The sequence below is a fragment of the Streptomyces sp. NPDC054956 genome (genome assembly GCF_053609185.1).
Genome location: NZ_JBSGXB010000034.1, coordinates 1 through 24,599 on the forward strand (window position 1 = coordinate 1; position 24,599 = coordinate 24,599).

Annotated in this window: 16 protein-coding genes and 1 pseudogene; 5 read left to right on the forward strand and 12 right to left on the reverse strand. The window is 74.0% G+C overall.

Annotation, left to right across the window (positions count from 1 at the left end):
* The 5 genes and pseudogenes from ACWGDE_RS09260 to ACWGDE_RS09280 all read right to left on the reverse strand — a co-directional run.
* Nucleotides 1–1,076 (reverse strand): annotated as a pseudogene (locus tag ACWGDE_RS09260) (hypothetical protein); the annotation flags it as partial.
* On the reverse strand, nucleotides 1,073–4,867 hold the full coding sequence (locus ACWGDE_RS09265) for a vWA domain-containing protein (RefSeq protein WP_453388371.1): 3,795 nt from the start codon (nucleotides 4,865–4,867) through the stop codon (nucleotides 1,073–1,075). The gene ACWGDE_RS09265 and the pseudogene ACWGDE_RS09260, both read right to left, overlap by 4 nt.
* 4 nt (nucleotides 4,868–4,871) lie before the next feature.
* Nucleotides 4,872–6,062, reverse strand: coding sequence for an ATP-binding protein (locus ACWGDE_RS09270; protein ID WP_453388372.1), 1,191 nt, complete (start codon nucleotides 6,060–6,062; stop codon nucleotides 4,872–4,874).
* Nucleotides 6,059–11,038, reverse strand: coding sequence for a hypothetical protein (locus ACWGDE_RS09275; protein WP_453388373.1), 4,980 nt, complete (start codon nucleotides 11,036–11,038; stop codon nucleotides 6,059–6,061). The genes ACWGDE_RS09270 and ACWGDE_RS09275 overlap by 4 nt, the downstream gene beginning before the upstream one ends.
* Nucleotides 11,035–11,889, reverse strand: a complete 855-nt coding sequence (locus ACWGDE_RS09280; protein ID WP_453388374.1) for a DUF4132 domain-containing protein — start codon at nucleotides 11,887–11,889, stop codon at nucleotides 11,035–11,037. Before ACWGDE_RS09280 ends, ACWGDE_RS09275 begins: the two co-directional genes overlap by 4 nt.
* A 525-nt stretch (nucleotides 11,890–12,414) precedes the next feature.
* Between ACWGDE_RS09280 and ACWGDE_RS09285 the strand changes: the two genes are divergently transcribed.
* From ACWGDE_RS09285 to ACWGDE_RS09295, 3 genes are all read left to right on the forward strand, one after another.
* The gene (locus tag ACWGDE_RS09285) at nucleotides 12,415–12,759 is read left to right on the forward strand and encodes a trypco2 family protein (RefSeq protein ID WP_453388375.1); all 345 of its coding nucleotides are present in this window, start codon (nucleotides 12,415–12,417) and stop codon (nucleotides 12,757–12,759) included.
* 15 nt (nucleotides 12,760–12,774) lie between these two features.
* On the forward strand, nucleotides 12,775–16,218 hold the full coding sequence (locus tag ACWGDE_RS09290; protein ID WP_453388376.1) for a trypsin-like peptidase domain-containing protein: 3,444 nt from the start codon (nucleotides 12,775–12,777) through the stop codon (nucleotides 16,216–16,218).
* Nucleotides 16,219–16,361: 143 nt separating this feature from the next.
* On the forward strand, nucleotides 16,362–17,132 hold the full coding sequence (locus tag ACWGDE_RS09295) for a hypothetical protein (RefSeq protein ID WP_453388377.1): 771 nt from the start codon (nucleotides 16,362–16,364) through the stop codon (nucleotides 17,130–17,132).
* Nucleotides 17,133–17,287: 155 nt separating this feature from the next.
* Here ACWGDE_RS09295 and ACWGDE_RS09300 read toward each other — a convergent pair whose 3' ends face one another.
* From ACWGDE_RS09300 to ACWGDE_RS09310, 3 genes are all read right to left on the reverse strand, one after another.
* A complete protein-coding gene (locus ACWGDE_RS09300) occupies nucleotides 17,288–17,653 on the reverse strand; it encodes a hypothetical protein (RefSeq protein ID WP_453388378.1) in 366 nt (121 codons plus the stop codon).
* Nucleotides 17,654–17,797: 144 nt separating this feature from the next.
* Entirely contained in the window at nucleotides 17,798–18,670 is an 873-nt protein-coding gene (locus tag ACWGDE_RS09305) for a PhzF family phenazine biosynthesis protein (protein ID WP_453388379.1), read from the reverse strand.
* A 119-nt stretch (nucleotides 18,671–18,789) separates the two neighbouring features.
* Nucleotides 18,790–19,083, reverse strand: coding sequence for a DUF1330 domain-containing protein (locus tag ACWGDE_RS09310; protein ID WP_453388380.1), 294 nt, complete (start codon nucleotides 19,081–19,083; stop codon nucleotides 18,790–18,792).
* Between the two features lie 192 nt (nucleotides 19,084–19,275).
* Here ACWGDE_RS09310 and ACWGDE_RS09315 point away from each other — a divergent pair, with 192 nt between their 5' ends.
* Nucleotides 19,276–20,178, forward strand: coding sequence for a LysR substrate-binding domain-containing protein (locus tag ACWGDE_RS09315; RefSeq protein ID WP_453388381.1), 903 nt, complete (start codon nucleotides 19,276–19,278; stop codon nucleotides 20,176–20,178).
* Nucleotides 20,179–20,265: 87 nt separating this feature from the next.
* Nucleotides 20,266–21,054, forward strand: coding sequence for a hypothetical protein (locus ACWGDE_RS09320; RefSeq protein ID WP_453388382.1), 789 nt, complete (start codon nucleotides 20,266–20,268; stop codon nucleotides 21,052–21,054).
* Nucleotides 21,055–21,113: 59 nt separating this feature from the next.
* On the opposite strand, the gene ACWGDE_RS09325 is transcribed toward ACWGDE_RS09320, so the two are convergent.
* The 4 genes from ACWGDE_RS09325 to ACWGDE_RS09340 all read right to left on the reverse strand — a co-directional run bounded on the left by ACWGDE_RS09325 (nucleotide 21,114) and on the right by ACWGDE_RS09340 (nucleotide 24,334).
* Nucleotides 21,114–22,682 (reverse strand): tetratricopeptide repeat protein, encoded by a 1,569-nt coding sequence (locus ACWGDE_RS09325; RefSeq protein WP_453388383.1) that lies wholly within the window; start codon nucleotides 22,680–22,682, stop codon nucleotides 21,114–21,116.
* Nucleotides 22,643–23,149: a hypothetical protein gene (locus ACWGDE_RS09330; RefSeq protein WP_453388384.1), complete on the reverse strand. Its 507-nt coding sequence runs from the start codon at nucleotides 23,147–23,149 to the stop codon at nucleotides 22,643–22,645. The genes ACWGDE_RS09325 and ACWGDE_RS09330 overlap by 40 nt, the downstream gene beginning before the upstream one ends.
* Nucleotides 23,146–23,538: a hypothetical protein gene (locus ACWGDE_RS09335; protein ID WP_453388385.1), complete on the reverse strand. Its 393-nt coding sequence runs from the start codon at nucleotides 23,536–23,538 to the stop codon at nucleotides 23,146–23,148. Before ACWGDE_RS09335 ends, ACWGDE_RS09330 begins: the two co-directional genes overlap by 4 nt.
* Before the next feature lie 202 nt (nucleotides 23,539–23,740).
* Nucleotides 23,741–24,334, reverse strand: coding sequence for a peptidase inhibitor family I36 protein (locus ACWGDE_RS09340; protein WP_453388386.1), 594 nt, complete (start codon nucleotides 24,332–24,334; stop codon nucleotides 23,741–23,743).
* Nucleotides 24,335–24,599: the final 265 nt, after the last annotated feature.

The window sequence follows — 24,599 nt, forward strand, 5'->3', positions numbered from 1 at the left end:
GCCCCCTGTCCGGCGGCGGGCGGGGCCCACAGGGCGGCGAGGGGTTCGTCCGTCCAGGCCGCGCCCGCCGCCTGGACCGCCTTGACCCCGGCGCCCGCGCCGAGGCGGCCGGTGGGCGAGACGGTGGCCCCCGACAGGGCGAGCCCCGCGTGGGACAACTGGCGGTGGGTGAGCGCGGTGTCGCCCAGGCGTACGGTGCGCCCGGCTGCCGCCGTCGCTCGACCGGGGCCGCCCGGGGCGATGTCGGAGACGGTGTAGAGGCGGCCGTCGGCGGCGGCGGTCCAGGTGATGGCGCCCGCGTAGCCGCCGGCGGTGATCAGGGGTTCGGTGAACAGGCCGTACAGGCGCAGGGATCCGTCCGGTACGTAGGTCTGCCGGGCGGTGCCGCGCAGGGCGGCCAGTTCGGGGCCGGTGGCGTGGGGCAGCCGGTGGGCGGTGCCGAGCAGTTCGCGGACGGCTGCCGTGAGGTCGGCGAGGCGGTGGGCGGGGTCGCCGGAGCGGGCGGAGCGCAACGCGGTGACGACGGAGACGGCGGCCGCGGCCGGGCGGGGCAGGCCGCCGAGCCTGGCGGTGTGGGCCGCCCGCAGCAGTTCGGACTGCAGGACGGCTCCGGCGCCTTCGATGCCCGTGTCGAGCAGGGCGGCGCCCGCTTCCCACAGGTGGCCGGCCGCGGCACGCTGCTCGGGGGTGGCCGTGTTCTCTTCGGCCACCGGCGGCTCAGGGTGCCCGGCGTCCTCGTCGGGGGACGGTTGCCCGGCGTCCGAGTCGGAGGGCGGGTCGGCCACGGGGTCGGCCACCGGCGCGGCGGACGCGATCGCCGCCCGATGCAGGCAGCCCGGGGCGAGCAGGCAGCCGCAGCGGATGGCGTCCGCGGTGGTCACCACCCCGGCGGGGGCGTGGAGTTCCAGGCCGGTCTCGTCGTCGACCGTGATCCGTACGGTGTCGCCGTCGCGGCTGACCGGCCGGTCGGCGATCTTGGTGATGGCGGCGTCGAGCCGCTTGCGCAGTCTGGGCGAGAGCGCGCCGACGATCTCGGCGGTCACGGCGGGCGCCACAGCGGGCAGGTGCTGGCTCATGCGATCTTCTCCCCTACCCAGCGGGCGAGTTCGAGCGGGCTGAGGGCGGCAACCGGCATCCCGGCGGCGACGAGCTGCCCGGCGACGCCGATCGAGTACCGGGGGCGGCCGGCGTCGTTCAGGCTCGCGCAGCCGAGTACGTGGCACCCGGCTCCGACGAGGGCGCGTACCTCGGAGAGGAGCCCGCCGACCGGGTGGCCCTCCTCGAAGTCGCTGATCACGACGACCAGGGTGCGGGACGGCACGGTCACCAGGGTGCGTGCGTGCCGCAGCCCGGCGGCGATGTGGGTGCCGCCGCCGACCCGTACCTCCAGCAGGAGGGACAGCGGGTCGTTCACGTGGTCGGTGAGGTCGATGACCTCGGTGGAGAAGGCGAGGAAGTGGGTGGAGAGGGTGGGCACCCCGGCCAGGACGGCGGCGGTGAGGGCCGACCAGATGGTGGAGGCCTCCATGGAGCCGGAGACGTCGGTGACCAGGATCAGCCGCCAGTCGGCGGCGCGCCGGGCGCGGGAGCGGAACACCGGGTGCTCGGGGATGACCTGGACGCTGCCGTCGGGGGCCCGGCGTGCGGTGGCGAGGTTGGCGCGCAGGGTGCGGGCCAGGTCGAGCTGTCCGCCGGGGCGTCGGCTCGGGCGGGGCAGCGTCATGCCGGTCAGGGCGGGACGCAGCCGGGTGGCCAGCTGCCGGGTGAGTTCGTCGACGAGCCGGCGGACCAGGGGGCGGAGTGCGCCGAGCCGGGCCTCCGGGAGGCCGCCCGCGTGCTGGAGAACCGTACGCAGCAGGTCGACGGAGGGGCGGACACGGTCGGGTTCGAGTTCGCCCAGGACGTCGCGGCGGCCGGACGCGGCGGCCGCGGCGAGGACCTCCTCGCGGATGCCGGGGCCGAACAGGGCGGCCAGTTCCTCCGACCATTCGCGGACGCCGGGGTAGGGCGCCTGGCGGCCGCCGCGGTTGCCCGTGCCGAGATCGCCGCGGGAGCCCTCGCCGCGGCCGGTGCCGTACAGCTCGTCCAGCGCCGTGGCCAACGGCGCTGCTGATGGAGGCAGTTGGTCGGTTCGGCGGCCGAGTACCAGCCGCCAGCGGTCGGCGGGGGCCAGGACGCGGTCCCGCGCGGGTGCGGCCTGCCCGGCCGCTCCCCCGGATGCGGCGGGCGCTGCCGGGGAGGCTGCCGGCGGCAGGCCGGCCCGCTGTGCGGCCGCGGGGTCGGCGGCGTCCGGGGCCGGTGGCCGGCCGGGGGCGTGCGGTGGCGGACCGGCCGGGTCAAGGGGCGTGGGCTCCGCCGGGAGGGCCGGTGACGGCCGGCCGGGGCGGTGGTCGCGGTCGCGCGGCGGCGTCGCGGACGGTACGGAGCCGTCGGGGCCCGCCGGGAGGACGGGAGGCAGCAGGCCCAGCCGGTCCAGCGTCGCGCGGGCCGCGAGGTCTGCGCGGGTCCACAGCGCCAGCGCGGCCGGGTCCATGCCGTCCGTATCGGTGATCCGGCCCGCGGCGTCGCCGAGCCGGTCCTCCACCGCCGTGAGCAACCGGTCGCGGGAGGCGGGGCTGAGGGTGTCGAAGCCGCCGCGCAGTGCGGGCAGGCGGTCCAGGAAGGCGGTGTCGTCGAGCTCGGTGACGCGGTCGAGCACCGGGTCGAGGACGGGCGCCATGGTCTCCAGGAGTGGGCCGGCCGCGGTGAGCAGGCCGGTGAGGCGGGCGGTCAGCGCGGTCCGGGTGGCGCCGTCGGTGGCCGCGTCCACCCAGGACGCGGTGCGGGTCCCGAAGGCATGGGCGTCCTCGTGGCCGAGCAGGACGCGTACGGCTCCGGCCGCGGCGGACATCAGCGCCGAGCCGTCGGTGGCCAGCCGGGTGAGGGCGTCGGTGAGCCGGATCCCGCCGAAGACGTCCGCGCGGTGGGCGAGTTCGAGCAGTGCTCGGGCGTCGTCGGGGTCGTCGGAGCCGGTGAGGCCGTCGACCTGGCGGATGGCGGCCGAGGTGAGCAGTTCGCCGATGGCCGCCGATCGCGCGCCGCGGTCCGGGTCCGGGCCGAGTCCGGCGACGTGGCCGGCTCGGATGCGGTCCAGCAGTTCGAGGGCGGCCAGCAGTTGGGGCAGCGTGCCGGTGGCCGGGACGCTCTCGCCCAGTTCGGTGAGGCGTTCGTCGGCCAGCGCGGGCAGTCCGCAGCCGGCGGCCTCCGCCAGGCCGTCGATGCTCTGGGCGGCGGTGGGCCCGCCGTCGTCCTGTTCGGCGCGGCGCCGCTCGCGCAGCAGGCCTTCGGCGGCCTGGGCCGGGGTGACGCCGCGGGTTCCGGCGGCGGTGACCATGGCGGCGGTGGCCGGGGTCCACCGCACCTCCCACCGGGTGGACACGGCCTCGCCTGCGCCCGCGCCCGTCACGGGCTTCGACGTGCCGTAGGGGATGCCGCAGACCGTGAGCCGGCGCAGCAGGAGTTCGCGGCGGCGGTCGAGGTCCGAGCGCAGGGGGTCGAGCCGCAGGTCGCGGGCGGCGGGTCCGGTGTCGGCGGGGCCGGGCAGGCCCAGGGCCGCGACCTCGTCCTCCACGGCCGGTGCCAGACCGCTGCGCGGGGCGGCTGGGGCGGGCCGGCCGGAGCGGGTGCCGACCAGGACCCGTTCCAGCGACCGGGCGACGGCGCGTCCGCGGCCGAGCGGTTCGCCCTGGGCCAGTACGGTCTGCACGGCCTCGATGAGTTCGCCGCGGCCGGGGGCGGGCAGGCCGCGCAGCCGGGCGAGGTCGCCCGCCAGCCGGACGATCTCGCGGGCGTCCGCGGGCCCCGAGGGATGGTCCTGGGCGCGCAGTTCGCCGCAGATCCGCACGGCGGTGGTGAGCAGTGCCTCGTCGATGGCGGCCGGACGGCCCGCCGCCTCCAGGACGAGGTGCTGCCATTCGGGGTCGCGGATGCCGGCCGGGTAGCCGGACCGCTCGTCCAGCAGCGGATAGGTGTACGGGATGAGGGAGACGGTCCAGGCCGGACCGCTGGGGAGCGCGTCCGCGGGCGGCACCGGGCCGGTCCCGGGGCCCAGCAGCGCCGGCGTGTGGAAGGCGCCCACGATCACGGCTGCCCGGCGCCCGCCGGCGGTGGCCTCGTCGATCCGGGCGCGCATCCAGCGCTCGCGGGCCAGGTCCGACGCGGCCACCGCCCCGGCCCGTTCGGCGTCGTGCCGCAGCGCCCAGCCCGTGAGCAGGGCGGCGCGGCGCAGCGCCTCGGGCGGGGAGCCGGGGGCGGCGGTCTCCACCAGGCGGTCCCACAGGTCCTCGCCGGGACGGCCGGTGAGGCGGGCGGTGAGCGCCTCGCGCAGTCCGGGCCCGTCGTGGCCCGGCGTGGTCAGGTGCCGGGGCTCGTGCCGGGCCGGGTCCGACAGCGGCAGGTCGCAGGCGATCACGGGGATGCCGTGGTGGGCGGCCCAGCGCAGGGCGACGAGTTCGGGGGAGAAATCGGCGAACGGGTAGAACGCGGGCCCGTGCCCGTCCCCGCCGGAGGTGGCGGGGACGGCGGCCAGGGCGACGGGGGCGTGGGTGTCGGCGTGGGCGAGCCAGGGCAGCCACTCCTGCAGATCCGCGGGCAGCTCGACGAGCAGCACCTCAGGCTTCGCCGCGTCGAGCAGTTCCGGCATGACGGCGGCGAGCGACGGCGCGTGGTGGCGCACGCCGATGAGGTACGGGGCGGTGGGGTCGATCAGGGCCTCCACCGCCTCGTCCGGAGTCATGGCCGGGGTGGTGAGGTCGGACGAGGCGGTGGAGTCGGAGGGGCCGGTGGAGGCTTCCGCAGTGGTGGCGGGGGCCGGGGGCGGAGGGGTCATGGTGTCAGCTCTCCAGGGCCGGGCGCAGATCCCACAGGGTGCGCCAGGTCGCCGAGCCCTGCTCGGCGCGGCGGCGCACCGCGCCGTCCCAGTAGCCCAGCAGCCGGGCGGCGTCGGCCGGGTCGTCCTTGCGGACCACGCCCAGCAGATGGCCGGGGAGCAGGGACAGCACGTCCCGGTCGCCGGGGAAGTACGCGGCGGCCAGGGCCAGCGAACCGGCCACGGACACCGCCTCCGCGGTGCTCATCACCGTGGACGGGCGCTCGACCTCCCACCCTTCGGCCGACCGTCCGTCCCGCAGGTCGCGGAAGGCGGTCACGAGGGCTTCGAGGATCGCGTCGTCCACCTGGAAGGGGGCTCCGGCCCGGGTGACGGCCGCGTGGGCCTGGCGGCGTACCAGGGCGGTCTCGGCGTCCAGGTCGCCAATGGGGCCGACGGTCTCGAAGTTGAAGCGGCGCTTGAGGGCCGCGGACATCTCGGAGACGCCCTTGTCACGGAGGTTGGCAGTGGCGATGAGGGTGAAGCCGGGTGCGGCGTGGGCGAGGGCGTCGGCGCTGCCCGCCAGTTCCGGGACGGCGATGCGCCGTTCGGACAGGAGTGAGACCAGGGCGTCCTGGACCTCGGGCAGGCAGCGGGTGATCTCCTCGACGCGGGCCACCGCGCCACGGGTCATCGCGGTGAGGACCGGGGAGGGCACCAGGGCCTGCCGGGTGGGGCCCTGGGCCAGGAGCAGCGCGTAGTTCCAGCCGTACTTGAGCTGGTCCTCGGTGGTGCCCGCGGTGCCCTGCACCACCAGGCCGCTGGTGCCGCACACGGCGGCGGACAGCAGCTCGGAGAGCATCGACTTGGCGGTGCCGGGCTCGCCGACGAGCAGCAGCCCTCGTTCTCCGGCGAGGGTGACGACGCAGCGTTCCACCAGGGCGCGGTCGCCGACGAACTTCTGCTCGACGACCAGCTTGCGGGGGACGCCTTCGGGCGCCGCGGCGCCCTCGGGAAGGCGAAGGGTCTCGTCCCCGCTGCCCATCACGAAGGTGACGACGGCTCGCGGGGTCAGCAGCCAGGCGGGCGGGCGGGGGCCGTCGTCGTAGGCGGCGAGGAAGGCCAGTTCGGTGGCGTGGCGGTCCTCGGGCGGGGTGACCTGCCGGGCGGCCGGGGTGTCGGACGGGGGTGCGGAAACGGTGGTGTCGGTGGTCATCGGCGGCGGCCCTTCCGGGTGGCACGGGTGGTGAGTTCTTCGAAAGCGGGGGCGTCGCCGTCCTTGACGCGGCCCCACGCGCGGGCGAACAGGGCGGGCACCGGCAGGTGCGGTACGGCCCGGGTGCGGTCGCGGAGCGGGTAGAGCGGTTCCTTCCAGGTCTCCACCGGCAGGGCGGGAGCCTTGAATTCGTGCCAGCCGCACGGCAGGAACAGGGTCCGGCCCGCGCGGGACCGCTTGGCCTCCACCACCAGGCCGGTGGCGGCCAGTTCGGTCCTGGCCTTCTTCGACCGGCCCGGCGTCCACCCGGTCCACCGGGCGCGGTCGCGGTCGGTCGGGTCGGGCAGTGCGAGCAGTTGCAGGTAGAGCGCGGCCGCGTCGTCGCCCAGTCCGTGGGTCGCGGCGACTTCGGCGACCAGCTCCGGGACCGAGCGGGCGGGGTCCTGGGCGTAGCCGGTGAAGCCGCTGGGAGCCGAACCGGCCAGGACGGCCTGTTCGAGGTCGTCGCCGAGCAGGGTCCGCACCGCCGCCAGGCTGTGGGCGCGGCCCGTACCGACCAGCCCTTCGAGCAGCCCGAAGACGGGATCGTCCGCGCCGGTGAGTCCGGCCGTACGCACCAGCGTCATCTCGGTGTCGCCGTACCAGGGGCGCAGCACGAGGGCGTCCCCGAGGCGGGTGAGGCCGTCGGCTCCCGCCCCTCCGGTCGCGGGCATGCCGTACGCGGTGCGCAGCGGGAGCGCGGTCGCGGTGCCCTTCTCCGTCCACTCCACGTCCAGGTCGAGGATGAGGCCGGGGTCGGCCAGGCGCCGGCGCAGCGCGGCGAGCCCGGCGGGCAGGTGGGCGCGCAGCGGATGGCCGTACGGCAGTTCGTAGGCGAGCCCGCTGAGCGCGGCCACCGCGCTCGTGAGGTGGCCGCGGCCGGGGACGGCGGCCGGGTCCTCCGCGACGAGGTCTCCGTCCTTGTCGAGCCGCATGATGGTGGTGCGGCTGAGCCACGCGGTGCGGTCGGGGTTGAGGACGGCTTCCGCCGACGCGACGGACACACCGGCCAGGACGTCGCCCAGGTCCTCCGGGAGCCGGACCAGTGATCCCAGGCGTTCCGCCCAGGTCTTGGCGGCCGCCACGGTGTCGGGTCCGGTCTCCCACAGGTCGGCGGGGTCGGCGGGCAGCAGTGCGTCCAGCAGGGCCGGCCGGTTGGCGCGGCCGAGCGCGCTCAGCCGCGCGTCGGCCCGTTCGGCCTGCCGGGCCTTGAGGCCCATCAGGGCCAGTGCGTCCGCGTGCGGTTCACCGGTGCCCGCCGCGACCAGCAGGGTCGCCTGCGCGGGGCCGATGCCGGTGGCGGCGTCGAGTGCGGCGGGCGCCTCGGGCCGCCACGGCGCGGCGCCGCGCTCGCGGACGAGGCGGATCAGCGGGAGCAGGCGCTCGTGCGGGAGGGCGGGGGTGTACCGCTGGTCCTCGTGGTGGGTGAAGTCGGCGATCTGGCCGAACTCCCCTTCCGGGTCGTGGTCGAGGGCGAGCCAGTGGATGCGGTCGTCGCGGCGGGAGTGCTCCCGGCCGAGGATCACCACCGTACGGTCGCCGCGGCGCAGCACCTGGCCGAGCCGCTGCTTCTTGCCGGCCTGGTCCTCGCTGTCCTCCTCGCACAGCAGGACCTGGCGCAGTGCGCCCGCGGGGTTGGCGAGCGGGCCGGTGGCGACCGCTTCCAGGAGGAGCAGCAGCGCCTCCCGGTGTGCGTCGGTGGTGGTGGGGGCGGCGGCGCGGTAGGCGAGGGCGCCCAGGGCGTCCAGGAACGGCAGCCAGATGAGGTCGATGCCGGGGACGGTGCGGGTCTCGCTCGTCCAGCCGTCGCCGAGGGCCGGCAACGCGGTGGGGTCGGGCAGCGGCTTGCCGTCGGCGGGCCTGCCGGACAGGACATGGTTGACGGAGAGGATCTGCTGGAGGCCGCTCCACTTCTCCTCGCGCCCCCAATAGCGGTATCCGCCCGGTGCGGCGATCCCTTCCACGGCGGCGGTCAGGGTGGCGTCGTCCCCGTGGACGGGCCGGTGGTCGGCGTACATTCCGTCGCCGTGCTTCCCGCCGTGCGGCTCGTCCTGCGGGGGTGTGGCGTACGCGGCGGTGGCGGCGCGGTGATGGGCGGCCGTCCGTACGAGTGCGCTCACGCCGGTGAGCAGCCGGGCGTCGGTCAGCGCGGGGAGCGCCGTGGCGACGGCGGCCTCGATGAGCTCGTCCGCGGTGGGGCCGTCGTACGACTTGTCGGCGGCGACCGCGGCCTTCCGCCCGGCCAGTGCGGTGGCGACGGTGTCGAGGAGGGTCGCGATCTGCGCGTCGGTGACCGTACGCAGGGCGGCCGAGCCCTGCTCGTCGCGCGGGCGCAGGGCGTGCCAGAACGCGGGCGGCGGGACGTACCCGGTGCCGGCCGCGTACTCGCCGCCCCGGTCGCCGAGGGGGACCGATCCCAGCGCGTCGGTGGTGACGGCGCCCTCCGGATACAGCTCGACGCTGCCGCCGACGAGGGCGGCGAGGGGCGCGGCTCCGCCCGGCAGCCTCAGGGCGCCCAGCGGTACGGGGTGATCCCGGCGGCCCGGCGCGACGGCCAGGGTGAAGGTCCGCCCGTCGGGGGTCCCGGAGGTGACGCGGCGGTCGGGGTCCTGTCCCTCGGTGCGCACCCAGCGGCCCAGGACGGTGCCGTCGGTGCCCAGCGGCGTGGTCTCCAGGCCCGGCAGCAGCGGCAGGACCTCGCATGCCTCGGTCACGAGGCGGGCGCCGTCGCGGATTCCCGACTGCAGGAAGGCGGGCAGCGAAGCGCGCCCGTGGGTGCCGCCCGCCGGGTCGTACTCGACCCAGCAGTGGTCGCGGCCCTGCTTGCCCTGGCGCCAGTGTCCGGTGCCGTCGCCCAGGACGGGGCGGGTGGACGGCAGGGTGGTGTCGCCCGCGTGCAGGGTGCGGCCGCCGGTGGCGCGGCCGCCGCCGGGCAGCGGCAGCGACGGGGCGTCGACCTCCTGCCCGTTCCACCACTGCGGCAGCTGCTCGCCGCCGAGGGTGAAGGGTTCGGCGGGGCGGGTCGACCAGTACGCGCGCTGCTTGCCGTCCTCCGCCCAGATGACCAGTAGTTCGCCGTCGGTGTACCGGAAGTGGGGGCGGCGCCAGCGGTCCAGGTCGGCGGGCAGGCGCAGTTCGTGTTCGAGCAGCACGCCTTCGGGGCCGACCACGACGGCCGTGTGACGGTTGGCGAGGACCAGGGCGGGCCAGGCCTCGGCGACCACCATCCAGTGGTTCTTGTCGTTCTGGTCGGCATCGAGGCGCCGGTAGGTCTCCTCCAGGGCGGGCCAGCCCAGTTCGTCCAGGACGCCGGCGCGCAGGGTGGCGCCGAGGACCGGCGCCAGGTCGTACGCGGCGATGTCGGCGACGGCCTCCGGGTTGACCTGCCCGGCGACCGCACGGAAGGACGACAGGCGCCGCAGCGCCGCTCGCGAACCGGGCAGTCCCGCCGCCCCGGTGAGTTCGGCCGCGCGGTCGCGCAGCCAGTCGTGGAGCACGGCGCCGAGCACCGGGTGCGCGGCGATCGCGGTGAGTACCGAGTCCCCCGTGCGATGGCCGTTCAGGCCGTTCAGCGCGTCGTAGAGCAGTCCGCGGAAACGGGGACGGCCGGCGACGGCCGTCAGGTCGCGGCGGCCCGGGGTGTCGTCACCTATCCAGCGCTCGAGCGGGAGGTGGACGTTGGCGCCCGCCGCCGGTTCGGTGACGGGGATGTCCCAGGCGACGCAGGCGTCGAGCAGGTCCAGGTCGGCGCCCGCGTGCCAGCGTCCCTGGAAGAGGTCGGCGGGACGGCCGTCGGAGCGCAGCCGGGGGGCCATGCGCTCGACGAGGGCCAGGGTGCGCGCGCACCGCTGCGAGCTGGACGAGCCGTGCTTGCGGTGCAGGGCCCAGCGGCTGAGCCAGTCCGCGGGGTCGACGCCGCCGGTGCTCCGCATGTCGGTGAGCAGGGCGTCCGCGCCCGTCTCGGCGAGCAGCGACAGCCAGGTCTCGTCGGCCTTCCGGTCGTCGCCGAGCCCGGCCGGCATGATCTCCAGCAGCCGGACGCGGATCTCCGGTCGTGCGGCGGCGAGCGCCACCAGGGTCGGGCGGTATGCGGTCCAGAAGGACGCGGGGGCCCGCACGATGCTCGGCGAGGCGATCAGGTCCCCGACGAAGGCGCTCTCGGCGGTCTCCCGGTCCAGGCCTGCGGCCTTGATGAGCGCGCGGGCGTCCTGCGGCAGGGCGGCGTACGGCGCCATGCCCGCACCGCAGCGTTCGACGGCGAGCTGCCGGAACTGCGCCCAGGCCTCGGCCGGGGTGAGGCGGCGCGACAGGTCCTGCGCATGGTCCTTGAGCGCCTTGACGGTCAGGGCTCCGGCGAAGGCGAACTCCAGGAAGACCGCCCGCTGCCGCTCCTCGTCGACCGGCAGGCCGTGGACGCGCTCGGCGGCGCGCGCCTTGCCGAAGAGCGTCGCGGCGTAGGTGCTGTTGTCGTGCTGGAGGAAGACGCGCGCGGCCTGCTCGTAGAAGGTCGGCAGGAAGTGCGGCACGGCGCGGCCGAGCCGGGTGGCGAGTGCCTCGAAGCCGTCCTTGGCGGCGCCGGCCCGGGACTTGGCCTGGCGGGCCAGCCGTTCCATGTCCTTGACCAGGGCCAGCGCGTGGTGGCCGTTGGCCGGATCGTTGACCAGGGCCCAGGCGGGGAAGCCCAGCGTCTCGCGGCGCACCTGCCCCACCTCGGGGGCGTCGGGCTCGCGGGCGAGTCCGAGGAAGTCCAGGGCCAGGTCCTCGGCCTCGCCCAGGGTGCCCGCCACCAGGCGCACCACGCGCCGGTCGTCCAGGGCCGGGTGGGTGTAGGTCCGGGCGGTGAGGGTGTCGGCGTCGTCGCGATCGACGGTGCCGGTGCGCAGGATCGCCCCGGCGTCGAGCAGGGCCGCGGCCCGGGTGATGTCGTCGGTGTTCATGCCGCCTGCTCCTCGTCCTCGATGTCGCGTCCCGCGTACAGGGCCGCCGCCATGCGCATGCCTTCGGACCAGGCGACCGGGCCGACCTGTCCTGCGGTCAGGGCCCGGCCCGCGGCGTCGGCCCAGGTCAGCGAGCCGGTCTCGGTCCGCTCGTAGCTGTCGTAGTCGCCGATCCAGATGCGCGCCTCGACCGTCGTGCCGTCCTCGACGACCGGGCAGACCGCGTGGCCGGCGCGGGCCCGGTAGCCGAGCTGGGTGGTGCGCCCGTGCAGGAACCGCAGTTCCTTGAAGGCGCCGCCCGCGTAGTCGTCGACCGAGGCGGTCTGCGGGTCCAGGTCCGCCGGGCGGTGCCAGACCTCGCGGAAGAGCTGCTGCACCCGCTGGTCCACGGTGAGTTCGACCGCGAACTCGCGGAGTTCCTCGAGGTCCGCGAGCAGCACCGGGTGCGGGATGCGGACCAGTTCGGGGCTGATGCGCACCGTGTCGCCGTCGAGGTCGACCAGGCCGAGGCCCCGGACGGGGTCGGCGTCGCGCAGGAATCCCGCGACCTCGCCGTCCTCACCCGTGACGACGAGGTCGCGCAGCGCGGAGCGCCAGGCCGCGTCCTGCCACACCTGGGCGATGGCCGCGACGGGGACGGGCAGCGAGCGCACCATCCAGCGCTCGACGTCGGCGACGCACTGGCGTTCGTGCCGGTCCAGCCACTCCACGAGCTGGCGCAGTCCGACCACGGCCGGGTCGTCCGCGAGTTTCCCCGGGACCGTCTTCAGCAGGCGGCCCGCCGCGTTGCGGCAGACCACCTTCCCGTCGTCGAGGGCGACTTCGTAGTCGCCGGCCGGAACCCACCCCATGTGCTGTCTCCTCGGTCAGACGGCCTGGTCCGGGGCATGGCACGGCATGGCACACCCCCGGTCGCAGCGCCGCCACGATCACGTTGGGGCGACTCTAGGGGCAGGCTCCGACAATGCTTCCACCGTCCCTGGGGACCTCGTACGCCAACGCCCCGCTCCTCCGACGCCAGCCGCCCCCCGCTCCCACGTACGGACGGGTAACCCAGGTCACATTGGCCTTGAGTGCCGGACTGGATCATTCCGTCATACCGTCCCACCGCACGCCAGGAACGGCTCACAGAAGACCCACAGAAATTGAAGGCTCTGCCCGTCGTTGGCCAGCCGCGATGAGGGCACCGCGCCCGGCCGCGGCGGGCGTTGGCCTTGCTGGAGGAAAGGTACTGACCCGCGTCACGTGGTAGCGGAATCCGTACGGAACCAGCCTCGGCACCAATGGATTCCGGACATCTGGCACGGACCGTGGCTCATGCGGTGAAAGATGTCCGGCAGGCTTTCGCCGAAACGGCTGTGAAAGGTGGTGCGGGAGTGGACGAGTTGGAACTCCACCGGGCGGTGGGCCTGATCCGGGACGAGCTGGTCCGGGCAGCGGCCGAGGGCGCGGGAGAGCAGCTCCGCTTCGAGGTCGGACCCATCGGCATGGAGTTCGCGGTCGAACTGCGCAAGGACGTGGCGGCCAAGGGCGGCTTCCGGGCCTGGGTGGTGTCCGCGGACGTCAACGCCGGGCTCTCGCGAGCAACCACTCACCGCATCAACCTGACGCTCACGCCCGTGTACGGCGACGGGCAGCCGGTCCAGGTTTCGCAGGAGGTGCCCGGCGGGACGGGCGGCGTCGAGGGCGGCAGCCTGTTCCGGCCGCCCGCGTCCGGCTGACCCGGGCTCTGCCCGATGGACAAACGACGGGTGGTGGCCGTCCGGGCCACGTGCGACGGCCGGCCCACCCGGATCAGCTCCGGCTATGTGATCGCGCCCCGTCTGATCCTCACCGCGGCCCATGCCGTGCCGCCCGGTGCCCTGGCTGAGGTCCAGCCCCTCCAGGCTCCCGGACTGCTCCCGTGCACGAGCGTCTGGGACGGACGGGAGCGAGGGTTGGACGCGGCGCTCCTGGAGGTGCCTGCCCAGCACTGGCCCAGCCGGCTGAGCACCTCCCCCGTGCGCTACGGACGCCTGGTCACCTCCCTGCCGGGAACCGAGGCCACCGCGATCGGCTTCGCGGCGGCCGGGCGGACCGCGGGCGCGATCGAGACGACCCAGGTGAGCGGCGTCGTCCATCCCGGGGACGGGATGCTCGGCGACCGGTGGCGACTCAGTGCGCACGGAGCGGTCCCCGACGGGCCGGGGGCCTCGGGGTGGCAGGGAATGTCGGGGGCCGCCCTGTGGACCGACGGGGTGCTCTGCGGCGTCATCACGGAGGACGCCGCGAACTGGGCCCACGGCAAACTCGATGCGGTCCCGGCACACCGGCTGCTTCAGGACCCGGAGTTCCAGGAGGTACTCCGGGAACGGACCGGACAGACCGCGGTCGTGGAGCCGGTGGAGCTGCTGCACCTCAGCGAGTCCCCGGCTCCACACCGGCTGCCGCGCTCCCCTGCCGAACTCCTGCGGCCGCAGGTGGAGGCGGTGCCCTTCATCGGCCGGACCGCACTGCTCGACGAGCTCCGGGAGTGGTGCGGGGGCGACGGAGTCTCGGTACGGCTCGTCGTGGGACCCGGCGGCCAGGGCAAGACGCGGCTCGCACGCGAGTTCGCCCGACGGCTCGCGGCCGAGGGCTGGGCAGCCTGCCAGTTCCGGGAAAGCGACCTGGTGAATGCCGGAGGCGGGCGCGGGCTGACAGCCCTCGCCGCGGTCGACCGGCCGCTGCTCATCGTCATGGACTACGCCGACACCCGGCCCTCGCTGATCACGGAAGTGCTCCGGGTTCTGGAGGAGCGCCCGGTGGACGCTCCGGTCCGCCTCCTGCTGATTGCCCGCAGCAGTGGGGAGTGGTGGCAGCACCTGCCCGGAAACGGCCCCCGCAGCGCCGGGATCCTGGGCGGAGCCCGCGTGGTCCGGCTGCGGGACGCGGCGGAGGGAGCCACCGAACGACAGCAGTTCTACCGCGCGGCGGTGACCTCATTGGCGGTGCGGCTCGCTCGACTTCCCGGTCAGGCGGAGACCGACTGGGAGGCGGCCGGGCGCTCGCTCGCTCCCGGGCCGGAGCATTTCGCGGGCCCCGCTGCGGGTTCGGCACTCGTCCTTCAGATGCGGGCACTGACCGACCTGCTGAACGCCGGTACCGGGCAGGGCCCCCGCATCTCCGGGACCTCCGACTCGGTGATCGACGTCGAGAGCCTGCTGCTCGACCACGAGGAGGGCTACTGGCGGCGGACGGCCGCACAGTACCCGGCCCTCGCGGGCCTCGAAGCCGGTGTGCTCGCCGAGGCAGTCGCCCTCGCGACGCTCACCCGGGTACGCAACGCGGACCGGGCCGTGCAGCTGCTCGCCACGGCCCCCGCACTCGCAGGGCTCAGCGAGCTGGTGCTGGGCGCCCTGACCCGCTGGCTGCGCGATCTCTACCCCGACATCAACGACTCCTACTGGGGCGCGCTGGGACCTGACCGCCTGAGTGAGTACCACGTGGCGCGGCGGGTTCACGGCGGCTCCGCTCTCCTGACGGCCCTCCTGCCGCAACTGGAGGAATCCGAGGCCGAACATCCGCTCACCGTCCTGGCCCGCGCGGCGGCGCTCCCGGTCCGGCTGGACCCCGACCTCACGGGGAAGATCGACCACCTGATCCGGACGTTCCCCGAACGACTCGTCGTGCCGGCCGTGACCGTCGCCGTACGGTCCGAGAATCCCGGAGTGCTCGTACGCCCCGTCAGTACGTTGGTGCAACAGGCGGACCTGCCGGTCGAGCTGGCGGAGCGCCTCCTCTCGGCCGTGCCCGCACGCAGTCGGCTGCTGGGTGACGAGGCCGTCCGGCTCGCCGTGCGGCTGCGTGCGATCCGGCGGAACCGGGTGCTGTGGCGGGCCGGCGGGCGCATCGGGCCCGTCCGCGAGCGAGCGGGTTGGGCGGCCGCGGAGCATCAGCTCTCCGTGAGGCTGGGCGCGGTACACCGCTGGGAGGAGTCGCTCGCGGCGAGCAGCCGCGCGGTGGGAATCTACCGCGCGCTGGCCCACGGCTCCGCCGAGGAGTTCCGGAAGGAGCTGGTGGACGCACTGAGCTTCCGGTCGACGGCGCTTTCGGAACTGGCACTCGACCAGGACGCGCTCGCCGCGGCGACCGAGGCCGTCACGATGGGCGAACGGCTGGTGGAGGAGGGCGGCGAAGACGTGGGGCACCACCAGCTGCGGCTGGCCGTCGCACTGAGCAACCGGTCGGTCCCGCTCGCCGCGAAGGGTGAGCTGGGGGCGGCGCTCAAGGTCTGCGAGCAGGCGCTCGACCTGCTGACCGGCCTGGCCCGGAACCGGCCCAGCGGCTACGACGAAGTACTCGGAGGGGTACTCCACAATCTGGCGAACCGCTATGCCGCGGTGTTCACCGCCGTCGACGACGCCGCGAGGGCCAGCGGCCTCGCGGTCCAGGTCAGGCGCCGGCTCGCGCTGGCCGCGCCCGATGCCCATCTGCGCGACCTGCTCGACTCTCTGCACAACCACGCGACCGATCTGACCGCCGCCGGTGAGCACGTTCGCGCGCTCAAGGTCCTGGAAGAATGCGTCGCCGTCTCTCTCGAACTGGCCGAGGAGCGCCACTCGGTGCAGCTGGCGCAGCTGGCCCGGGCCCTGTTGGCGCAGGCCTCCGTACTCGACGAGCTGGAGAAGTACGCCGAGGCGCTGCTGTGCAGTGCGCGAGCGGTCCTGTTCTATCGCGCGCTGGCCGACCGGCTCCCCGACAGGTACGAGCCACCGCTGATGAAGGCCTTGGGCGTGAACGCGGTGCTGGGGCTGATGGCCGGAACCGGCGCCGCCCGCTACGAGGCCCTCATCGACGAACGCGACAGGCTCCGTCGGCGCATCAGTGAGAGGGAGTACGAACGGGAGATGCACCGGACCCGCTGGGAGCGGCGGTGGGAACGGACCGTCCTGGCCCTCGTGTGGGGCGGACGCCTGCTGGCATCGCTCCCACGGATCCGCGTGGCCATCGACGTGCGCCGGCCCGAGCCCGAGGTCCGGTCCCCCGCACGCCTCCGGCTGCGCTGCTACCTCACCGGGTCGGATCCGGGTGCCCTGCCGCGGCCCGACCGCCCGCATCCGGTGCTGCCTCAGGTGCAACCCGGCGACGCCGGGGACCTCCCACGGGAGGACCCGGTTCCGGAGGGGGCCGGGCCGGCGGCCGCCGAGGAGCCGTCGTAGCTCCCTGGCGCGGACCGTCTCGGGCGACCTGCCGATTCGCCCGGTCGGCGGCTCGGCGGCCCCGTCCGCCCGTCATGTCCACGGGGGTTGCCAGAGACTCAGCCCCCTTTACGCTCTTCACCACCGAGTTTCCGAGGAGATCCATGGTCGACACCGTCAACTCACTGGCCGCCCGTGTTCACGAACTGCTGGTGGAGGCCATGACGCATGGTCCCGCCACGGCGGCCACCACGGGCTTCCACGACGTCCTCGCGCGCGCCACCGCACTCGGCCCCGACGGCACGTGGCTCGTCGCCGCCGGCCACGCGAGCCTCGGCGTCATGGCCGTCCTGCGCGGAGAGGCGAACCAGGGAATCTTCCACCTCGACGCCGCGGTGGCAGCCGGTTACAACGACTGCGTGGCGCTCCACGTCGCACCCTTGCGTCCGCTGCACGACGATCCCCGCTTCCGGGCCCTGTACCAGCGGATGCGCATCACCCAGGCGGACCTCGCCGAGTTCTTCTGGCTGCACCAGGAAATGGAGCTCATGGTGCAGGACGCCCAGACGGCGGCCGTTGACAACATCGGCCGTCTCGACACCGGGGTGTCGCCGCTTCCGCAGGCCCCCATGCCGACCCGGGAACCGAACACGCCCGGTGTCCTGATCACCCGCATCGAGCTCGCGGCGACCCAGACCGCACTCCAACGGGCCGCGTTGAAGGCGGAGTTCCAGCGCAGCTCCGGGAATACCAGCCTCAGTCTCATCGACGACTCGTGGGACTACGCCCGTGCCAGGCGCGACGCCTGGGATGCCGACGAGTTGGATTCCCAGCGCCTGCGGGCCGCCGAGGCCCGGGCATTCGTCGAACGCCCCGGCGCCGGCACCCTGCTCATACCCTGCCCGCCGCTGGGCTCGATCGCGTACCCGGACTGAGGAGTACCGCACCGGCCCGGCGGCCGGATCGGCTTCTTCGCCGGCTTCCGTCCGCCCTCGCCGGCTTCCGTCGGCCACTTCGGGCGAGGCCGGCGAGAACGGGCTGCACGGACCGCGACGCCCCCGCCGGCCGGCGGGGGCGCGGTGGCAGGTACTCAGGCTTCGGTCAGCCAGCCTTCTTCAAGTCCCCCCAGAACAAACCCGTTCTCGAAGCGCACCCTGTACCTGATCCGATCGCCGACTCCGGCGTCGAGCCCTCCGTGCCGGATGATCTGCTGTCGGAGATTGTCGATGATGCCGGCCGTGTGGCCATCGAACTGGACGCCGCGGACTCGTCGTTCGAATTCCGCCAGTCCGTCCTGGGCCATGCCGCCGGCTTCCTCTGCCGAGCCCGTGACGATGCCCTCCAAGCCCTCGGCCAGGCACAGCGGACCGGGGAAGCCGATTCTGGCCGCCGTGTCGTTCGCGGTAAGCTGCACATCCCTGGCCAGCTTCACCTTCGCGCCGGTCTCGTACGGCATGGGTGTACCCCCCTTGTTCGATCCTGGCCGTGACCATGGAAAGCGTAGTCGGGATGCCACGGAAGGAACGGGTGTCCGTCAAGATCAAACGGTGACCCGCGGAAAGTGATCGCCGAGGGTCGTTCGCAGAACTCGCCGAGTTGGTCATGTGTGAGATTCACGGACCACCGCCAACCCGCCGACCCGGGTCGTGATGCCCGTCGGCCCGCGTCGGGCCGAAGCGAGCACGCCGGCCGGTCGGCCGAGGGTGTCCCCCTGCTCCACCTCGATCGCGACCGTCTGCGCCCCTGTCCTGTCGAGCAGGTGGGCGGCCAGACAGCCGGTGCTGTTGGCGTTGGCGACGTCCTCGTCGACACCGATCGCCGGCGCGAACATCCGCGCCGCACCGGGTCGGTCGTCCACCGGCGGTACGTACACGAAACAGCCGAGGAGCCCATACCGCCGGCACGCCGCTGTCAGGCTGCCGAAGTGTGGGCGGACCCGGAGCAGCGCCGACCGGTCGTGGACCGGCACCAGCATGCGGGGTGCACCGGGCGCGGCGATCCGTGGCACGTCGGCCGGATGCGGATCGTCCGCGGTGAGCCCGAGCGCGGCGACGATCGCGGCCAGCTCGTCCGGTGCCGGGTGACGCAGCGCGACGAAGCCCTGGTCGAACCACACCTCGATGCCGGCCGGGCGGCGGATCGCGACGGTGTCGAACGTGCGCCCGCCGGTGTGCTGGCGGTCGTTCAGCTCGCCCAGCCCGGTACGGGACAACCGGACGGCTTGCGCGGCAACAGTGCCGTGGCCGCAGCCGGACAGTTCGGCGGTGGCGGTGAAGAACCGGACCGGCCGGCCGCCGTCCGGCGTCCGCCCCGGGCCGAGGAACGCTGCGTGCGAGGTGCCGGCCGCGGCAGCAACCGCACGCCGGTTGGCGTCCGTAGCCGCCGGGTCGTCGTCGATGACGGCCGTGGGGCTGCCGCCCCGGCCGTCGCGCCGTACGCACGCATCGACCACCGTGACATTCGGCCAGGACATCGGCCCACCTCCGACGCTCAACGAACCGGCGACCGCGAACGGCGTCCGCCGCCGGCCGTGCGGCGACGCCGGCGCCGCGTCCATGGCTACGGATGCTCAGCGATGGCTGGGGCCGCCGGTCAGCCGATGCCTTCGATGATGCGGAAGTCGCGCTCGACGCCGTCGGGGAGGGCCACCAGCGCCTTCTGGTACGCCTCGCTCTCGTATGCCGCGACGGCCAGTTCAAAGCTGTCGAACTCGACCAGAACGGCGCGTTGCGCGATTCCGGCCTCGTGGGCGACGACTCGACCGCCACTGGACAGGAGCCGCCCGCCCCCAGCCCGGACAGCCGGACCGGCCAGCTTGTCGTAGGCAGTCAGCGCCTCGGGGCCGGAAATGGCGGGGTAGACACTGACCCAGCAGCCCTTGGGCATGGAGAACCTCCTGTGTTCGGCCGGACACGTCCGACTTCGAATCGTCGACACTCGGATCGACCGGTCCCGGTGACGGGTACCGCGGTCAGTTGCATCGTCGTATGCGCAGGTTAGGACGTGATCTGCGGTCGAGGGAAAGACCGGTACGGGATAGGCTCAGAACGGATCGTTATCAATCGGCGGGGAGGGCACGTGGCGCCGGACACGGTGAGCCTGCGTTACTTCCTGGTGCTGGCACAGGAGTTGAACTTCACCCGCGCTGCCGCACGGATCGGTATCGCACAGCCCGCACTCAGTGCCCGGATGCGCCGATTGGAAGCGGAGCTCGGTACGGCCCTGCTGGTCCGGGACACGCGCAGCGTCGTACTGACCACGGCCGGTGCGGCTTTGGCGGAGTCCGCGCCGCCCGCGCTGGCGGCGCTGGACCGGGCATGGGACACCGCCCGGAGCGCGGCCGCCGGTGAACTGGGCACGCTGCGCATCGGATACAGCCTCAGCACCGGGGCGGAGACGGCGCCGGCCCTGGTGGACAGGCTGATCCGCGACAACAGCGGACTCGAGGTCGGCGCGGTCCCGATGGCGACACCGGAGATCTCCCCCGCGGTCGCCGACGGCCGCATCGATGCCGGGATCACCCGCGGTGAACAGCCGGGCCGTGGCGTGCGCCGGTACCTGCTGCGGCGTGCGCGCATCGGGGTCCAGCTGGCGCAGCACCATCCGCTGGCCGAACACCCCGAGATCGAGATCGCCGACGCGGCCGCGTATCCGCTGCGACTCCCGGACCGCGCGGCCAACCCCGTGATCCACGATCAGCTGTCCGCAGTGTTCCGAGACATCCGACCACACCCCCGATTCCACACGCCCGCAGTCTCTTTCGACATGTCCCAGCGCGACCTGCGCGACGGGGCCACCCTCGCCCCGGCCGGAGACGCCGCGGCGACGGTACAACCGGCCGGTCTCACCTGGCGACCGCTGCGGGGCGCGCCCAGCATGACGATCCACCTCGTCCTCCCACACGAGCAGTCCCCGCTGCACCGCCGCATCCGCGCCGTCGCCAAAGCCCTGGCGCACGAACTGCACTGGCTGCCGGACTGACGCGCGAGAGGTCCAGCGAGACGGCCGGAGATGGCGGCCTCCCACCACACCGTGCTCGCCGCGGCGGGCAGCTGAGATCCTGAACGGATGAACGAGACATCCGCTGCTCCGGCGACCGCCCGGTGGCCGCTGATCGCGGCCGGGGAGACTGACTGGCTGCGGGAGCTCGCCGACGACGACGGGCTCACCGGCTTCATGCCGCCCGCGCTGCCGGACGCCGCCTGGGTGCTCCACTCCATGTACGAACACGAACTCGGGCCCACCGACATGTCCTATGTCGCGTATCAACGAGCCGTGCTCAATGGCGGCGGGCCCGAGATCGTCCCGGGCCTCGACCCCGCGGAGGTGTTCGGGTGGACGCCGGGCGAGCCGCGCGGCCCCCGTTGGCGCCGGCTGAGCTGGGCGGAGCTCTCGCGGCGGACCGGTGATCCCGTGGCGGTCGAGGGGCAGTTGCCCTGCTACCGCTCATTCTCCTCGCTCCGGGAGCCGAGCGGCTGGCCTGTCGGCATCGACGGGCCGTCCGAGGGCAGCCTGGACCGGACCGACTGGAACCGCCTGGTCGACATCCTCACCGAGCACAGCCCGCAGGGTGCGCAGACCCGCTGCCTGGCCTACTACAACCCGCTGTTGCACAGGGCCGAGGACTTCGACAACCTGCGCGTCCGGGCCGGCACGCTCGCGGATGCCAAGGCGCTGTACGACCACCCGGAGGAGGACGGCTGGACGCCGTCCAACCTCTGGGCCCAGGACCGGTCCTGGGTCCTCTGCACGGACTACGACCTCTGGGCCACCAAGGTCGCCGGCCCCGCCCCGCTCGTCGAGGCCCTCCTGAACGACACGGAGATCGAGGCTCTCCGACTGCCCTGGGCCCACTGATCCCGCGTCTGAACAGGCGCGCCCAGCCAGCGAACCACCGCACCCGTTCACCACCGCGATCAGCCCGGTCCCTCGAGCTCCGCCGCCGCGTCCTGGGCCTCCGCCAGCGGCCCGGAGAAGCGGCCGGGGTCGGCGTCGGCCAGTCTGCGCAGGACCGCGACGTGCTCCCACGCGGTGCTGCGGGCCTCCTCGCGCCGGTCGACCATGACCAGGTGGTGGGTGAGCACGCCGAGGAGCAGTTCCAGGTGCTCGGCGTACAGGGCGAAGTTCCCTGCGGCCTGTGCCCGGCGGATGGCGGCGGCCTCCCGCACGGGTGCCAGGGACTCCTCGTACCGCCCCAGCTGGTACAGCGATCTGCCGAGGTTGTGCAGGGCCCCGGCGAGCTCCACGTCGTCCGGGACCGTGGAACCGTGGACCAGGCCCCGGCAGATGGTCACCGCCTCCCGCGCCACCTCGAGCCGCTCGGTGGCGGGGAGGAGGTCGCGGCCCGCGAGATTGGCCAGGGCGTAGGTCAGCCGCCGCTGGAACGCGCCGTGCGCCTCCGGCTGGTCCTGGTGGCGCTCCACCAGCCCCTGGTACAGGGAGACGGCCCTTTGGCTGCATCCCAGGGCCGGGACGTCGTTGCCTTGCAGGTCGTAGTAGACCCCGGCGCAGTCCAGGTAGAAGGCCAGTCGCTCCCGGTGTTCCTCGGTGCGCGGGGCGAGGGATGTGATGAGTCCGAGGGCTCTCACGGCCTGCGCCGCGGCGGCACCGTGATCCTCGATGTTCCGGAGGCGGTGGGCGAGGTGGCCGTGGATCTCGGCCTGGGCCATCGCGTTCCCGCCCGCGCGCGACAAGCGGTACGGGGTGACGTGCCGGGCGATCTCGGCCGCGCCGGCGTCGAGTTCCGGGTCCCGGAACGGCAGACGCGACTCGATGAGATCGAGCAGCCCCGGCTCCAGGAACGGTATCCGCAGCAGGCCCGAGAGCGCGGCGGACCCGCCCCGCTGCACCAGGGCGGGCTGGGCGGTCAGCAGCGGCACGAGCTGCCGTTCGGCCACGTGCTCCCAACGCTGCGCCGTCTCGATCAGGGTGATCAGCGCGCGTCTGGGCCGGAGCCGGCTTTCGAGGGAGCTGCTGGAGAGGGAGAACAGTCGCTCGGGGGCCCGGGTGGTCCACGCGGTGCTCAAGAGCGAGCGCGGCGAGCCGTGCGGCAGCATCAGGGCGATGAAGTCCTCGGCGAGCCGGTCTGGGTAGAGCGGCTCCAGCACCGTGTCCGGCTGGCGTGCCGGGTAGGCCACGGCGTGGTCGTCGAGGGCCTGGCCCGGGTCGCCGGGGCTGATGTCGAGGTGCGTGATCACCTCGCGGGCCCGCGACCACGGAAGGGCGCCGGTGAGGGTGGCCGCGTACACGGCCCGGGCGAAGGTGCCGGGAGGTGTCGCCACCCGGCCGACCGCGAACAGCCGCTCCCAGTACGTCTGCTCGCGCAGGAGCAGGTAACGGGAGATCTCGTCCGGTCCCCGCGGTGGATCCTCGCCCCGGCTCAGCGCGTCCACCTCGGTCAGCGCCGCCATGTGCACCGCCAGTACGGTGGCGAACCCGTCGCCGCTCAGATCGGGCGGCGTGCGGGGCGGGACCGTGACGCCCATGGCCGCGGGAGCCCCTTGGACTCGCTGTCCACCGTCGGTACAGAGGTGTGGGCGCGGGCCATGCGGTCGTTCCCGTGCCGCACCTCGTACACGGTCCAGCCCTCGTCCCGGCACTCCCGCGCGAACTCGCCGGCCACCCGCGACTTCCCCTGACCGCCCGGCCCGTGCAGCAGCAGTCCGGACGATGTGGTCTGCCCGCCCCGCCACTCCATCAGATCCGCCAGCAGTTCGGCCCGCCCGACGAATCCCGGCTGCCGGTAGCGGGTGTTGAGCAGTTGGCTGGGCTGCTCCCGGGCCACTTCCCGGTCGATGTCGAGGGGGGCCAGTGCGACGGGTCCCAAGCGGTAGAGCGGCGGCACCGCGAAGTTCTGCACCACCGAGCTGCCGACCCGTTCGACGACGGTGTAGTTGCCCTCCACCGTGACCTGCTGCCCGGGACGGGCGAGCCAGCCGCGCCGGCGGCTCACCGCTCCTCGATGACCGACTCACCCACGTCATGGACCTGGACGTGGTTCCCCTCGATGTGCGTGCCGCCGGACTGCGGGGAGGCGGGTTCGGGCCGCAGGACCGGGTCGGGCCGCCGCAGGACCACCCGAGACGGGCCGCGCACCCGGCTGACCGAGATCCGGGACCCGCGGACGTACCCGGGACCCGGCGGGTCTGGCGCGGGGCCGCGCTGCGCCATGACGAGGGCGAGCACCTGGCCCGCCAGCCCGAGCAGTGCGACCGGCAGGCCGATGGCGCTCGCCAGTTTGTCCGCCCGGTCGAGCCCGACCGTGGCGAAGTACGTGATGAGGCTCGCGGCGGCGAGCACCCAGACCGTGCCGCAGAGCCAACCCAGCCGCTGCCACGTCATAGGGCCAGGATGACCGCCGCAGCGCGGCGGCGAAAGCCTTTTGTCCCGTCCGGGACGCCTCCAACGCCTCCGGGACGCCCGCACCGGTCGCTGCGCAACACCTCGCCCCGCCGACCGGTCGGTCGACGGGGCGAAGCGGGAAGGACCTGGACCGGCCGACAGCGTACGTACGACGTCCGGCCCCGGGAGGCCTGCTAGCGGGTCAGCAGACCCACAGGCCGTCCGCCCTGTCGTTGGCCCAGTTCCCCACGTAGGAGCTCGCCGACGGGGCGGTCGAGGTCCACAGGAGTTCCCAGCTGCTGCCGGTCCAGTTGTAGACGTAGGTCTTGGTGCCGTTCGTCTGGTTGTTGTGCCAGGACGAGGTCTGGTCGTTGAAGCCCCAGTTGGCGAGGTTCTCGAAGTTGCAGTCCGACCAGGTCAGGCGCCGGCCGTTCCACTGGTCGTGCTCGTACAGGCAGGTCCACTGGTAGCTGCAGTTCGGCGATCCGAGGGCGGCGGCGGGCTCGTTCACACCCCGCGCCTTCGTCTCTCCGGGCAGGGGCCACGTCATGACGGCCTTGCCGTCGCGCCAGGAGGCCTGGTTGAGGCTGATCTGCTTGCCGCCCGGGGTCAGCGCGAGCTGCTCGTCGATCTGCTTCTGCAGACCGGCCACTTCGCTGCTGCTCAGACCGGCCTGTTCGGCTTGGGCGGCGATCGTGGCGTCCAGGGTGGACTGGGCCGAGGAGGTGCCGGACAGACCGAAGACGGCCAGGGCGCCCGCCGCGAGGGCGACGGAGAACTTGGTGCTCGTGCGCATAGGAATCGTGTTCCCTTCTCGTCACGAAAGCCCCGGGTGTACGGGGCGACGCAAACGCTATGGCACCCCGTACGGCCACCCCCAGGTCCGTACCGGACAGAGGCCCTCTTGACCGTGGGCCGGCCGGGCGAGCACCCATCGCGCCAGGCGACGGGCCGGTCCGGAAAACGGAGTTCGGGGCCCCGGCAGGGGAAGACCGGCCTCCAGGGCTGTAATGAGCCAACCTGCCGATGCCCCTGATTCCGGCTCATGCCGGTGGCATGGG

Bases quoted from the DNA above. Each gene is read 5' to 3' on its own strand.
- ACWGDE_RS09265 (WP_453388371.1), bottom strand. From the start codon at position 4,867: ATGACCCCTCCGCCCCCGGCCCCCGCCACCACTGCGGAAGCCTCCACC.
- ACWGDE_RS09270 (WP_453388372.1), bottom strand. From the start codon at position 6,062: ATGACCACCGACACCACCGTTTCCGCACCCCCGTCCGACACCCCGGCC.
- ACWGDE_RS09275 (WP_453388373.1), bottom strand. From the start codon at position 11,038: ATGAACACCGACGACATCACCCGGGCCGCGGCCCTGCTCGACGCCGGG.
- ACWGDE_RS09280 (WP_453388374.1), bottom strand. From the start codon at position 11,889: ATGGGGTGGGTTCCGGCCGGCGACTACGAAGTCGCCCTCGACGACGGG.
- ACWGDE_RS09290 (WP_453388376.1), top strand. From the start codon at position 12,775: ATGGACAAACGACGGGTGGTGGCCGTCCGGGCCACGTGCGACGGCCGG.
- ACWGDE_RS09295 (WP_453388377.1), top strand. From the start codon at position 16,362: ATGGTCGACACCGTCAACTCACTGGCCGCCCGTGTTCACGAACTGCTG.
- ACWGDE_RS09300 (WP_453388378.1), bottom strand. From the start codon at position 17,653: ATGCCGTACGAGACCGGCGCGAAGGTGAAGCTGGCCAGGGATGTGCAG.
- ACWGDE_RS09305 (WP_453388379.1), bottom strand. From the start codon at position 18,670: ATGTCCTGGCCGAATGTCACGGTGGTCGATGCGTGCGTACGGCGCGAC.
- ACWGDE_RS09310 (WP_453388380.1), bottom strand. From the start codon at position 19,083: ATGCCCAAGGGCTGCTGGGTCAGTGTCTACCCCGCCATTTCCGGCCCC.
- ACWGDE_RS09320 (WP_453388382.1), top strand. From the start codon at position 20,266: ATGAACGAGACATCCGCTGCTCCGGCGACCGCCCGGTGGCCGCTGATC.
- ACWGDE_RS09325 (WP_453388383.1), bottom strand. From the start codon at position 22,682: ATGGGCGTCACGGTCCCGCCCCGCACGCCGCCCGATCTGAGCGGCGAC.
- ACWGDE_RS09335 (WP_453388385.1), bottom strand. From the start codon at position 23,538: ATGACGTGGCAGCGGCTGGGTTGGCTCTGCGGCACGGTCTGGGTGCTC.
- ACWGDE_RS09340 (WP_453388386.1), bottom strand. From the start codon at position 24,334: ATGCGCACGAGCACCAAGTTCTCCGTCGCCCTCGCGGCGGGCGCCCTG.